Genomic DNA, 12619 nt, shown 5'->3' with positions numbered 1-12619 from the left:
GTCCGATCGTTGATTCCGTTCTTAGGCCGGCACATAGGGATGCGCCTGCCGATGCGGAATTCCCTGCCATCCGGCTTAAGGGACAAATCGGAAGAAACAGTTACGTAGGTAAAGAACGGTTAACGATTGGCAAACGCGTCGCGATAGCCGGTCAATACGCCCTCGACCATCGCCTTCTGCGAGAAGTGCTGGAAAATCCGCTCGCGCAGGGATTTGGCCCGCTCCAGCGTCGCCGCCGGATTCTCCAGCGCAACCTCGATCGCGTCAGCCATCGCGGCGGCGATGTTGGGGGCGAACAACGCCTCGGTATGGGCGCCGAAAATCTCCGGAATGCCGCCGACATTGGCGGCCACCATCGGAATTCCCGCCGCCGCGGCCTCGATCACGACATAGGGCATGGAATCGCCGCGCGAGGGAACCACCAGCAGCGAGCCCTTGGAGAAGCCGTAGCGCGCCTTGACGTGGCCGATGAAGCGGATGGCCTCGCCGAGGCCGAGCCGCTGCACCTGTGCCTTCAGGCTCGCGCTTTCCTCGCCGTCGCCGGCGAGCGTCAGCGTCACCGGCCGGCCGTCGGCGCGCAGCCGGGCCACCGCGTCGATCAGCAGGTCGGCGCCCTTGATGTGCCGGAACTCGCCGACATAGAGCACGTCGGTGGCGTCCGCGGCCTTGGCGACCGGGTCGAACTCATTGGCGGTGACACCGTTGAACACGCAGCGCACCAGCCCTTTCGGGGTGCCGATGGTGCGCTGATAGGTGTTGCGCGCAAACGCGCTTTCGAACAGGAACAGGTCTGTCGAGTCCATCAGCGCGCGCTCGAGGCGGGCATAGATGTTGCCCTTGAACGTCGACAGCGGGTAATGCAGCGACCCGCCATGCGGCGTATAGACCCGGATCGTATTCCTGGCGGCGATCCCGGCGCGTATGAACACGCCGGCCTTGGCGCCATGGCCGTGCAGCACGTCCGGTTTCAGGTTCCGTACCAGGCGCAGGAAGCGCACCCATGCCAAGGTGTCGCTGGGGCGCGGTTCGCGGTGGATGGCGACGCGATGAACGCCGAGCTTGAGGCGGGGGGCAATCTCCGCCAGCGCCTGCTCGGCGCGTTCGCCGCCGGTGAGGCTGTCGGCGATGATGCCGACGTGATGGCCTTTATCGGCCTGGCCGTTGGCGAGATCCAGGATGTGGCGAAAAATGCCGCCCACCGGGGCGCGCGTCGCGTGCAGGATACGAAGAGGCTGACCGTCGGCGACAGGCATAATCAGAACCAGCGTTCGCCAACGAGCACCGTATCGCCCGGGCTGATGGACGTTCCCGGCGGCACCACGTAGCGCGCCGTTCCGGATCCGTCGGTGTGCGTGACCGTCACCCGGTCGCGCAACGCGCGCGGCGAGAAGCCGCCAGCGATGGCAACGGCGCTTTCAACGGTCATGTTCGGTACATAAGGATATTGTCCGGGCGCCGCCACTTCGCCGAGGATGAAGAACGGCCGATAGGCCTCGACCTCGACGGCGACCGAGGGCTCGCGGATGAAACCGCGGCGTAGTTTGGCGCCGATGTCGGCGGCCAGACCCGCGGGCGTGCTGCCGCGCGCCGGGACCGAACCGATCAGCGGCATCGTGATCGAGCCGCTGGTATCGATAGCATAGGTGTTGGTGAGGCCTTCCTGGCCGTAGACCACGACGCGGAGCTTGTCGCCAGTATCCAGATGATAGGCCGCGTCAAAGCGCGGCGGCGCCTGTTCGGCATAGGCCACCGCCATCGGGGCGGGGGCCATGGCAACCGGCGTGGTCCGGCCCATGCAGCCCGCAAGCGCCAGCGCAGCAACCAGACATGGGATCGGGGCGAGCGCGCCTCGCATGGGGGAGAATCCTGAAAAAGTATCAGCCCGATTAAGGGCGTTCATGGTTAACAAAACATGACCGCAGCCCTGCGGGGCGGTCATTGCAGCCCGCAAATCGCGCGGATTAACCCAGCAGCAACCTTAATGGAGTGTAATCGCCGGGGTTGAGACAGGGTCGTGGCGTTTTCGAGCGAAAACGCGTCACGATTTTAAGTGGCGTCCGCGGGAGTGTGCGATGCGTTTTGAGTTTTGGCGTACGGGCCGGATCAAGGCCGTGTTGGAGCGGGCGCTTCCAAAGCCCGCACCGGCCGTCACCAAGCCCGTCGCCACAGAGCCCGTCGTCGCCAAATCTGCCGTCACCAAGCCTGCCGTCACCAGGCAGGTCGCCGCGCCGGAGTCCGGCGATCTCGACCTCCACGCGCTCGGTCAGGCCCTGATCCGCAAGCGCGCCTGGATCGTCGTCCCGACGGTGCTGGCGCTGGTGCTGTCGATCGCTGCCGTCAACATGGTCACCCCGCGCTACAAATCCGAAGCGCGCATCCTGGTCGATGGCCGCGAGAACGTGTTCCTGCGGCCGAACGGCGAGCGCAATGAAGAGCGCAACACGGTCGATGCCGAGGCGGTGACGAGCCAGGTGCAGCTCTTGTTATCGCGCGATCTGGCGCGCGAAATCATCAAGAAGAACAAATTGGCCGAGCGCCCGGAATTCGATCCGGTGCTGCAGGGCTTTTCGCCGCTGAAGTCGCTGCTGGCGCTGTTCGGAATCGGACGCGATCCGTTGTCGCTGACGCCGGAAGAGCGGGTGCTGGACGCCTATTACGAGCGCTTTACGGCGTATGCGGTGGACAAGTCGCGCGTCATCGTCATCGAATTCCAGTCGCGCGATCCGGAACTGGCCGCGCGCGTCGCCAATTCGATCGCGGAAGGCTATCTGGCGTTGCAGCAGGGCGCGCGCCAGGACCAGGCGAAATCCGCCAGCGGCTGGCTGTCGGGCGGTATCGAGGATCTGCGCAAGAAGGTCGCGGAGGCCGAACAGCGCGCGGAAGATTTCCGCTCGAAGTCGAGCCTGTTCATCGGCACCAACAACACCTCGCTGTCCAACCAGCAGATGGGCGAGATCAACACCCAGCTCAACAACGCCCGGGCGCTGAAATCGGACGCCGAGTCCAAGGCGCGCATGATCAAGGACATGCTTCAGAGCGGCAAGCCGATCGAGGCTTCCGAGGTGCTCAATTCCGAATTGATCCGCCGGCTGTCCGAACAGCGGGTGACGCTGCGCGCGCAGCTCGCCGAACAGTCGTCGACGCTGCTCGACGGTCACCCCCGCATCAAGGAATTGAAGGCGCAGCTCGGCGATCTCGATCGTCAGTTGCGCGAGGAGGCGAGCAAGATCTCGCGCTCGCTCGAGAATGACGCGCGCCTCGCCAGCGGCCGGGTCGATAGCCTGAGAAACGAACTTGATCTGGTCAAGAAGCAGGCCTCCGCGTCCAACGGCCAGGACGTGCAGCTGCGCGCGTTGGAGCGCGAAGCCAAGGCGCAGCGCGATCTCCTGGAATCCTATCTGGCGAAATACCGCGAGGCCGCCGCCCGCGAAAACATCGAGGCCGCGCCGGCCGACGGCCGCATCATCTCGCGCGCCACCGTTTCCAATACGCCGGCCTATCCGAAGAAGCTCCCGATCGTGCTGATCGCGACGCTGGCGACCTTGCTGCTGACCTCAGGCGCGATCGCGACCGGCGAGCTGCTGCGCATGACCGCGCCGCGCGCGGCTGCCGTAGCCGTGCCCGCTGCCGTGACTTCAGCCGCAGAACCGGCTCGCGTCTCCGCGCCTCCGACTGCACCGTATTTCGAGCCTCAAGATGATTTCGGACCGGAACCTGAACATCCCGTGACGGACGACGCAAAGCCTGCCTTCAGCGAGCCTCGCGCCGAGCTCGCGGCAGGAATCGAAGAAATCGAGCAACTGGCCGACCGGCTCGGCCAGGCGGGTGAGGCGGCGCGCAAGATAACAGTCCTCGGCACCGCGTCGAGCGAGGGCATCACGCTGACCGCCTTGACGCTGGCGCGCCTGATGGCGCGGCAGGCCAAGATCGTGGTGGTCGACCTGACCGCGTCTTCGCCGACGATGACGGCGGTCTCGGTCGATCCGGCGGCCCCCGGGCTCGCCGAACTGATGCAGGGCGAAGCAACCTTTGCGCAGATCATCACCAAGGACCGGCTGTCGCGCGTCCATCTCGTCAGCGCCGGACGTCCGGGCTTCGATCGCTCGCAGCTGCAGTCGCCGCGGCTGACGCTGGCGATCGACGCGCTGCTGCGGGTCTACGACCATGTGTTGCTCGATGCCGGCTCGGCCTCCGACCTGCCGGCGGAACTACTGACCGCGCATGCCCGCGCGGTCGTAGTCCCCGACGCCTCGATGGATTCGGATGCCCGCAGCATCATGTGCGATCAGCTCCGCGCCGTCGGCTTCTCCGACGTCACGATGCTGCGCAAGCCGTGCCAGCCCTCGGACGCCGCCGAACGCGCCCCGCGCGTGGTGGCGGCGTAGGGGCGCGACATACTCCCGTCATTGCGAGGAGCGAAGCGACGAAGCAATCCACCTATCCGTTTTGCCGCGACATGGATTGCTTCGCTTCGCTCGCAATGACGACAGAATGTGATGGGTAGAGCGAAGCGAAACCCATCGTCTATCCGCGAGGTCCCAATCGATGGGTTTCGCGGAGTTTATCATCGGGCCGGCCGAAGGCCGGACCCGTTGGCTCTACCCATCCTGCGGGTGGGCCGCGGCGCCTCGCGCGCAAGCGCAATCTTGCGGCCAGCGTGCGACAAAGTAACACGACGGGCAAATCAGTTATGATTTACAGAAATCGTGTCAAGCCTCGAAATGAAAAATATTTCTGTTTACCAGAACTAAAATCAGGCATACATATTTACCCATCCCGTCCCACTCAGAGGGCGTCGGCCGTCGTCACGGACGTTGGACGGGTTGCGATGGACGCTGGTTTACGCTGAGACGATGGGCGTGGATTAAGCGTACGGCAAAACCGTGTGGTCCTGGCGCCCGTTGCTGGTGTCAAGCCGTCGGCTAAGCGCAAGCTGAACCGGCGGTGACGGAGTCAACCCAGAACTCGTCTCCGGGGAGATCACGGCATAAGCCGTAAAGCCATTGCGCAGGGAAAATAAAGAGTCCCATGAAGTTCTATGGAGCAGTGTCGACTCCGCAAGCCATTGATCCCCCGCGCAATATCCTCATAACGTGTCATACGCCTTCATAGGCCTTCACAGACACAATCGCGACACTTCGCGAGAACGGGGACATAATTCATGGCGCGCAAGGTCAGCTTCAGCGCACTGGAAAGCCGCAGCGCACGGCTGCGGCTAAAAGTGCGCCGCAGGCCGTATAGCGGCCCATCGCTCGCGCGCGGTATCTCGCTGATGTACCGGCGCAACCGGACGAACGGCACATGGGTCATTAAGGCGGGCGACGGCCACGGTGCCTATTGGACCAAAGGCTTCGCGCTCGCCGACGACTTCGAGGACGCCGACGCCAAGAACGTGCTCACGTTCTATCAGGCGCAGGACGCCGCGAAGAAGTTGGCGCGCGGCGATGACGGCACCGCCAATAACGCACCGATCACGGTGGATGGCGCACTGACGGCCTACAAGACCGATCTGGAGGCGCGCGGTGCCAATCCCTACAACGCCGAATGGCCGCGCCTACACCTTTCCAGCGGGCTGCTAGCGGAGCCAGTGGCTGTGCTCGCGGCTGCCGAGCTAAAGAAATGGCGCGACGGCCTGCTCGGCACAATGGCGTCTTCGACCCTCAATCGCCTATGCGCCTGCCTCTGCGCGGCGCTGGAACAGGCAGCGCAGCACGATAAGCGCATTCAGAATCGAGAGGCTTGGGAGATCGGGCTTGCCGGTCTGCCGAATGCACAAGTAGCCCGCAACGTCATTCTCTCCGACGCCAAGGTGCGGGAGTTCGTCGCCACCGCCTACGGCGTCGATGACAAGTTAGGACTGCTGACCGAGACGTTGGCGATCACTGGCGCCCGCCCGAGCCAAGCTGTTCGACTGCGCGTCGAGGATCTGCACGATCATCCGTTGCGTCCGAAGCTGATGATGCCGAAGTCGGCCAAGGGCGGCGGCAGGAACCGCAGTGCGAAGAGGACCGAGCGCTATAGTGTCCCAATCACGCGAGCGTTGGCGATGAGGTTGAAGGCATCGGCGAAGGGGCGCAACGCCGACGCACCGCTGCTGCTGCAAAGCAACGGCAGGCTCTGGGACAAGAATCCCGGCCAGAACTATCATCGGCAAGTCGACAATATCGTTGCCGCTATCGGGCTCGATCCCGCCGAGGTAACGATGTACTGCCTGCGGCACTCTAGTATCGTCCGCATGCTGCTGCGAAATGTTCCCATCCGGCTGGTGGCGTCGCTGCACAACACCAGCGTCGCGATGATCGAAAAGCATTATTCGAAGTACATCACTGAGCATTCTATCGACGACATCACGCGCGCCGGACTGTTGTCGGAACGTACGCCCGCTGACAATGTGGTCGCAATGATGAGATAAGCGTCAACACCAAGCCGCTTGGAATACCAAGCTATGTCGTCCGGCTTGGAGACCAGCGTCCCGGGCGTAAACCAATATCAAGCGCGGATAGAGGTATCCGACAAGCTGGTCGCACCGCCAGTTTCCCCGCATGGCGATTTCGTCGCGTGCCCTTGAAGTCCGCCATTAAACGGGTCGCACGGGGGCGGCAAACGAGCGTTACATCAGTTCAAACCGTTTGTGGCGAGGATAGAGCGCAATAGTGTCGGCCGTGATCAATGCAGAATGTAATGAGCTACTTAGCGGCGGAGGCGCTGCCTTATTTTTCGTAATTATTTGGTATAGACGGGTGAGTTTTTCTGGTTAGGTTACTTGGTCACCACACACTGCGTGAGGTGACGCCATGTTGCCGACCAAACTCCAAATCGAAGTGGAAGATGATGCGCCGACCGACGACGAGATCGCGGCCGGACTCTACAGCTATGCTGATCTTAAAGCGCGCGGCATCGTTCGTGATCGGACGGATTTGCACCGCAAGCAGGAGCAGTACGGTTTTCCGTCGCCGATCAAAACCGGCAAGCGACAGGCGCCGTTCCTGAAAACCCGCGTGCACGCTTGGGTTAGGCGCCGCGCGGCACTGTCCGATAAGGCATCAGCAAAATAAAGAGGCCGGTACCTTAGGCGGGGTGCCGGCCGGGAACACAAGAGTAGGCATTGAGCCGCCCTCTTATCCCGATCAGTACTATCGCCAAGCGGTGCCGGCCCTCACTCGTCGAGGAGTCGAGCATGCCGAAATCCCGCACCCAATCCGCTGCCGTACCACAAACGCCGCGCCTGGCGCTCAGCATCCCCGAGTTTTGCGAGGCCCACGGCATCAGCGAGGGATTCTTCTACAAGCTGAAAAAGCAAGGTGAAGGCCCGCGCGAGATGAAAGTTGGCGCACGCACTCTGATCACGCTGGAATCCGCGGCGGAATGGCGTCGTAAGCGCGAAAATGCCAAGCGGGCGTGCCATGACCGCTGAAAATCTCGCTAGAGCCCTTGGCGGACATCGTTCAGGCGCAACGTGGATGGCGCGCTGTCCGGCGCACGGCGATAGCACGCCGAGCCTGTCGATCAGCGATTCGGACAACACGGTGCTGGTTTACTGCCACGCCGGCTGCGATCAACGCGACGTGATCGCCGTCCTTCGCCAACGCGGTCTTTGGGAAATGAACCGGACGTGGGGCCGCTTCGCCCACCAACGCCAAAACCGCGTTTCCGTTGGACCCAGCACCGCCGCCCGCAAATACAGCGAGGCGGCGCGGGCGATCTGGCAAGCATCGCAACCGGCTGACGCAACGCCGGTCGCGGCATATCTGAACTCGCGCGCGTTGATCCTGCCGGCTCCAGGTGATTTGCGCTTCCACCCAGGATTGAAGCACTCGTCGGGTGGTGTCTGGCCGGCGATGGTGGCGTTGGTGACCAACGGGGTAGTTGGCGAGCCGCTCGCTATTCACCGCACCTACCTTGCGCTCGACGGCGAAGGCAAAGCACCGGTCACACCGGCAAAGATGATTCTTGGCCCGTGCCGTGGCGGCGCGGTGCGCCTCGCCCAGCCGAACTCCTTGCTGATGATCGGTGAAGGCATTGAAACGTGCCTTTCCGCAATGCAGGCGACCGGATATCCGGCATGGGCAGCACTGTCGACCTCGGGCCTGCGCTCGCTCAATCTGCCGCACGACGTGCGAGATGTGATTGTGCTCGCCGATGGCGACCAGCCTGGCGAAGCAGCGGCGCTAGATTGTGCATTGCGCTGGAAGCGCGAAGGTCGCCGTGTTCGGATCGCTCGTCCGGGTATCGGCCTGGATTTCAACGACATGCTCTCGGCCTCTCGCTCGGGGACCGGTTTCGCTAGTACCGGCCACGGCCCGGCTTCGGCCAAGCTGACGGCGAGCGCATCCGAGCGTTCAAGTTATGGGGGTGAATTGCTGTGGCGATGAGCACGGAATGCGAGCATTTGTTGCCGAAGTTTCTCTGTGTGCATTGCCGCGGTGTTCGCGGCGGCCAAGCAGCACCCTCGAATCTCGCCGGCCCGGTGAACCCTGACAATGACGAACAAATCAAAGCTGCCGAGCAAGAGATCTTCGATTCGGTTGCTCAAGCTGAGGAGGTATACGACCCGCTGAATGGATTGGTCGAGGAAACCGCTGGCGATCCCGGCGCGCCCTTCACCCCGGAGGCGCTGGCAACCCTCGCCGCGCTGAAAAAAGACGACCGGGCGGCGTTTGAAGAACTGCGTGCTCGACTGAAAAGCGCGGGCTGCAGAGTGACGGCGCTCGATGGGGCAATCGCCGAGGATTGCGGTGATGTGGGCGGGCGTAAACCCACACACGCCGATATATTGATCGATCTCGCGCGAACCGCCGAACTGTTCCATGCGCCTGATGGATCTGGATTCGCTGATCTAAACATCCGCGGCCACCGGGAGACATGGTCGATCCGAGCCAAGGGTTTCCGTCGTTGGCTCGCACGCCGTTTCTTCGAGGCGACGCAGGGCGCGCCGAGTTCGGAGGCGTTGCAGTCGGCGCTCAACGTGATCGAGGCGAAGGCGCATTTCGATGCGCCCGAGCGCGCAGTCCATATCCGCGTAGGCGGACTGAACGACCGGCTCTACCTCGACCTCTGCGACGCGACCTGGCGGGCGGTGGAGATCGATGCCGGCGGTTGGCGAGTTGTTGACAATCCGCCGGTGCGTTTCCGTCGCACGGCCGGTATGCGGCCCCTTCCTGCGCCGGTAACCGGTGGATCGATCGAGGCTCTGCGGGCCTTCCTCAACGTGAAATCGGATAATGACTTCGTCCTGGCGGTCGCATGGGTGCTGGCTGGCTTGCGCAATCGAGGTCCCTATCCGGTGCTTGCTCTGTCTGGCGAGCAGGGCTCGGCCAAGTCCACCTTCTCTGCGATCCTGCGGTCGTTGCTCGATCCCAACACCGCCCCCCTGCGGGCTTTGCCGCGCGAGGATCGCGAACTGTTCATCGCCGCCAGCAACGGCCATGTGCTCGCCTTCGACAATGTATCGGGTTTACGGTCGTGGATTTCCGACACGCTTTGCCGGTTGGCGACTGGCGGTGGCTTCGCGGTGCGTCAGCTCTACACCGACAATGACGAGGTCCTGTTCGACGCCACGCGGCCCGTGATTCTTAACGGCATTGAAGAGATCGTCACTCGGCCCGACCTCGCCGACCGTGCCCTGTTTCTGATGTTGCAGCCGATTCCAGACGAGCACCGTCGACCGGAACAGGAATTGTGGGCCGCGTTTGAAGTCGAACGCCCCCGCATCCTTGGTGTGCTGCTCGATGCCGTGGTCGAGGGCCTCAAGCGGTTGTCCGGGACGCGGTTGGAAAAGCTGCCCCGCATGGCGGATTTCGCACTGTGGGCGACGGCGTGCGAGACGGCGCTGTGGCCCAGCGGCACCTTCTCGTCGACCTATTCTGGCAATCGCGACGAGACCGTCGAAGGCGTCATTGACGCTGACCCCGTTGCCAGCTCAGTGCGAGCTTTCATGGCGAAGCAGGAGGCTCAGGAGGCGGAGACCTGGACGGCCACGCAGACGGTGTGGACGGGAACTGCCTCGGAACTTCTGGGCGCGCTAGTCGAGGTGGTGGGGGAGCGCATTGCCAAGTCGAAGGAATGGCCTGATAGCCCCCGTGCACTATCGGGCCGGCTGCGGCGGGCTGCGACCTTCCTGCGCAAGATCGGGATCGATATCGCCTTCACGAAAGAAAAAAGCCGGGCGCGGACGCGGAGCGTCACCATCATCAGCACTTTTTCCGCGTCAGAAAAGCCCGGGGAATTTGCGTCCACTCCGTCCGAACCGTCCGCCCATTTGGCAAATGTCAATCCGGGCAATGGTTTCTCGGCTCAGTCGGCGCGGGCACAAAATTGCGATGCGGACGCAAACCCGTGCCGTGTGGACGGTAGCGGCCAAGGTGACGATCAGACCGTCCGCGCCAACCCGTTGGAAACCAACGGTGCGGACGCTGCGGACGGTGCGGACGCAAATTCCCCGGCCCAATCTGGGTCGGGAAAAACGGGGGCTCCGGTTTGGAGCATGCGGTTATGAGCGCCGTCCAGGCTATCACGGCGGCGCGCGCCGCTGGAATTGAACTCTCACTCGATGGCGCGGACCTTGCGTTGAGCGCAGCATTGGCGCCGCCGGTTGCCGTGCTCGATGCCCTGTCCCGGCACAAGGCCGAGATCGTGGCGCTGCTTCAGCATGTTGACGGCTGGTCGGGCGAGGACTGGCAGGTTTACTTTGACGAGCGGGCAGGAATTGTCGAGTTCGACGCTGGACTGCCGCGGGCTGAGGCTGAGGCTCGCGCACTTGAATGCTGCATGGTCGAATGGCTGAATCGCAATCCGCTCTCGTCACCGTCCAACCGCTGCCTCGGCTGTGGCGGCGAGGACGACCACGATAAGTTGTTGCCGTACGGCGCCGCACCGACCGGTCATGCCTGGCTACATTCGCGTTGCTGGGAAGCATGGCATGCAAACCGAAAGGCTGGGGCGGTCGAGGTCCTCTCCCTGATCATTGGGGTGGGCTGATGGGCAAGCGAAGCAACTTCGAGCGGCGCGAGGCTGATTTTTACCCAACGCCACGGGCTGCCGTAGTGCCGCTGATCCCTCACCTTCGCGGCATCGCGACCTTCGCCGACCCTGTGCCGGCGACGGCGACGTGGTGCGCCACCTCGAAAAGTTCGGTCTGCACTGCGGCTATAGCGGCGACATTCGGGACGGTCAGAATGCGCACTCGCGGCCGATGCACGCTCCAACAACCTGTCGCCGTTGTCATACGCGGGCGCAAACCTGAGGATCGGAGTCAGCTCAAAATGGCTGAGATCGGCAATAGCGAAGGGAATTAGGACGATGAATGAAACCGACCCTCCATCGAGCAGACAGGACCGGATTCGCGAGGCTTACAGGCGAGCGGTCGGCGACCACGACTACTCGTCGCGAGAACCCAAGGATTGCTCCGCCGTAAAGGATCTTCTTCCCGTCATCCGCGACGTGGTGACCGATGTCACGCTGGAGGAGGTCTGCGCCGTGCGTTGGGAGGACCAGAAGATCTATTGGTGTCCCCTTGAAATTGAAACAGAGCTTGCTCCCCACTGCATCCTACTTCCGACCGGCTACCCCACGGATCCAGACATCGTCGGCCCGTTCGACACGTATGAGGATGCCAAGGCCTTCACCGAGGCTCACCCAGCGACATGCCGGGAGGGGACGATTCGATGCATGGCAACACCGGCCTTCGAGATTCTGGCCGAGCACAATTTCAATGCTGCCCGGGCGCGCTTCGTCAGCAAGCTGGGAGTGACGACCGATTTGTTGCGGCCCCCCAAGCAGGCGCCGCGGGACGTGATCGTCAGAGTCACCCCGACAGCAGCACTTGATATAGCGCAATACTTGGAGCGCAACTGCCCGCTGCCTGGCGTGCAGGAGATTTGTGCGCTTGTGAAAGTTGCCGCGACGACGGAGTGCGTCGTCGGGCCGCGAGATACTCGACCTCCACGAGAGCTGGAGCCGGCCGACTAACAACAGGCATCCTGTTGCGGTACTAGCCGCCGCGCCGGGTTGGTACTTCAACTCGATATCGTGCTGCGCGACCTCGGCAGTAGGAGCAGCACGAGGCATTCGCTAGCTGCCACGAACTGCGTTATCTTGGGTCCATTGCAACGAACCGGTCGGATGTCATTGACTCAGAAACCAAAAGGCGAGGTGCCTGACCCTGCAATGCGACTGCCGTGAACACGCTGCTGGAGCGCTGCGGTCTGGGAACGTAGTTCCATCGGTGAATTAGGAGTAGGCTCATATCGATGTTGGAACTGATACGGAGAGCGTTATGGGACGGCCGATCGGTAGTGTGAACAGGGAGAAGCCTTTCAATGACGCCCTTCGGATTGCTCTCCGGGGCGATCCACTTCGACTTCGCAGGATTGCGGAGAAACTGGCGGAAAAGGCAGAAGAGGGCGATCTCGCCGCCATCAGGGAGCTTGCCGACCGTCTCGATGGCAAGCCCGTGCAGGTGGTTGATCGACATGATGCATCTATCCAAGAGCTTACCGATGCAGATCTCCATCTGATCGCTTCTGGCGGGTTGCCGCAATCAGAACAGCCCAAGCTCCTGCCTGCTCCCGCGCCAAAGACCAGAACCTGATGATCAATTAGACTAACGTGACGCTCGCTT

General features: G+C 62.8%; 11 protein-coding genes. 9 read left to right on the top strand and 2 right to left on the bottom strand.

The window, feature by feature from the left end; translation table 11 throughout:
- Positions 1 to 119 precede the first annotated feature (119 nt).
- Together ABIE49_RS03235 and ABIE49_RS03230 are read right to left on the bottom strand one after the other, a co-directional pair.
- Positions 120 to 1253: a glycosyltransferase family 4 protein gene (locus ABIE49_RS03235; protein ID WP_192733533.1), complete on the bottom strand. Its 1134-nt coding sequence runs from the start codon at positions 1251 to 1253 to the stop codon at positions 120 to 122.
- Positions 1254 to 1255: 2 nt separating this feature from the next.
- A complete protein-coding gene (locus ABIE49_RS03230) occupies positions 1256 to 1855 on the bottom strand; it encodes a polysaccharide biosynthesis/export family protein (protein ID WP_192733532.1) in 600 nt (199 codons plus the stop codon).
- A 217-nt stretch (positions 1856 to 2072) separates the two neighbouring features.
- Here ABIE49_RS03230 and ABIE49_RS03225 point away from each other — a divergent pair, with 217 nt between their 5' ends.
- The 9 genes from ABIE49_RS03225 to ABIE49_RS03185 all read left to right on the top strand — a co-directional run bounded on the left by ABIE49_RS03225 (position 2073) and on the right by ABIE49_RS03185 (position 12589).
- On the top strand, positions 2073 to 4385 hold the full coding sequence (locus tag ABIE49_RS03225) for a GumC family protein (RefSeq protein WP_192733531.1): 2313 nt from the start codon (positions 2073 to 2075) through the stop codon (positions 4383 to 4385).
- A 776-nt stretch (positions 4386 to 5161) separates the two neighbouring features.
- Entirely contained in the window at positions 5162 to 6412 is a 1251-nt protein-coding gene (locus ABIE49_RS03220; RefSeq protein ID WP_192733530.1) for a site-specific integrase, read from the top strand.
- Positions 6413 to 6794: 382 nt separating this feature from the next.
- Positions 6795 to 7055: a hypothetical protein gene (locus ABIE49_RS03215; RefSeq protein WP_192733529.1), complete on the top strand. Its 261-nt coding sequence runs from the start codon at positions 6795 to 6797 to the stop codon at positions 7053 to 7055.
- 122 nt (positions 7056 to 7177) lie between these two features.
- Entirely contained in the window at positions 7178 to 7414 is a 237-nt protein-coding gene (locus tag ABIE49_RS03210; protein WP_192733528.1) for a hypothetical protein, read from the top strand.
- Positions 7415 to 7460: 46 nt separating this feature from the next.
- Positions 7461 to 8372, top strand: coding sequence for a DUF7146 domain-containing protein (locus ABIE49_RS03205; protein WP_354066569.1), 912 nt, complete (start codon positions 7461 to 7463; stop codon positions 8370 to 8372).
- 20 nt (positions 8373 to 8392) lie between these two features.
- Positions 8393 to 10495 (top strand): AICE element replication initiation protein, encoded by a 2103-nt coding sequence (locus ABIE49_RS03200; protein ID WP_354066567.1) that lies wholly within the window; start codon positions 8393 to 8395, stop codon positions 10493 to 10495.
- A complete protein-coding gene (locus ABIE49_RS03195; protein ID WP_192733526.1) occupies positions 10492 to 10977 on the top strand; it encodes a hypothetical protein in 486 nt (161 codons plus the stop codon). The genes ABIE49_RS03200 and ABIE49_RS03195 overlap by 4 nt, the downstream gene beginning before the upstream one ends.
- 321 nt (positions 10978 to 11298) lie before the next feature.
- Positions 11299 to 11967, top strand: coding sequence for a hypothetical protein (locus ABIE49_RS03190; RefSeq protein WP_192733525.1), 669 nt, complete (start codon positions 11299 to 11301; stop codon positions 11965 to 11967).
- Positions 11968 to 12274: 307 nt separating this feature from the next.
- On the top strand, positions 12275 to 12589 hold the full coding sequence (locus ABIE49_RS03185) for a hypothetical protein (RefSeq protein WP_192733524.1): 315 nt from the start codon (positions 12275 to 12277) through the stop codon (positions 12587 to 12589).
- Positions 12590 to 12619: the final 30 nt, after the last annotated feature.

This window comes from Bradyrhizobium sp. OAE829 (assembly GCF_040546575.1).
Classification (GTDB): Bacteria; Pseudomonadota; Alphaproteobacteria; order Rhizobiales; family Xanthobacteraceae; genus Bradyrhizobium.
Note: the sequence above shows the minus strand (reverse complement) of the source record. Positions and strands in the feature narration are given on the sequence as shown.

Excerpts from the sequence above, each read along its gene's own strand:
- ABIE49_RS03220 (WP_192733530.1), top strand. The coding sequence starts at position 5,162 with ATGGCGCGCAAGGTCAGCTTCAGCGCACTGGAAAGCCGCAGCGCACGG.
- ABIE49_RS03210 (WP_192733528.1), top strand. The coding sequence starts at position 7,178 with ATGCCGAAATCCCGCACCCAATCCGCTGCCGTACCACAAACGCCGCGC.
- ABIE49_RS03235 (WP_192733533.1), bottom strand. The coding sequence starts at position 1,253 with ATGCCTGTCGCCGACGGTCAGCCTCTTCGTATCCTGCACGCGACGCGC.
- ABIE49_RS03225 (WP_192733531.1), top strand. The coding sequence starts at position 2,073 with ATGCGTTTTGAGTTTTGGCGTACGGGCCGGATCAAGGCCGTGTTGGAG.
- ABIE49_RS03185 (WP_192733524.1), top strand. The coding sequence starts at position 12,275 with ATGGGACGGCCGATCGGTAGTGTGAACAGGGAGAAGCCTTTCAATGAC.
- ABIE49_RS03190 (WP_192733525.1), top strand. The coding sequence starts at position 11,299 with ATGAATGAAACCGACCCTCCATCGAGCAGACAGGACCGGATTCGCGAG.
- ABIE49_RS03205 (WP_354066569.1), top strand. The coding sequence starts at position 7,461 with ATGGCGCGCTGTCCGGCGCACGGCGATAGCACGCCGAGCCTGTCGATC.
- ABIE49_RS03195 (WP_192733526.1), top strand. The coding sequence starts at position 10,492 with ATGAGCGCCGTCCAGGCTATCACGGCGGCGCGCGCCGCTGGAATTGAA.
- ABIE49_RS03215 (WP_192733529.1), top strand. The coding sequence starts at position 6,795 with ATGTTGCCGACCAAACTCCAAATCGAAGTGGAAGATGATGCGCCGACC.
- ABIE49_RS03230 (WP_192733532.1), bottom strand. The coding sequence starts at position 1,855 with ATGCGAGGCGCGCTCGCCCCGATCCCATGTCTGGTTGCTGCGCTGGCG.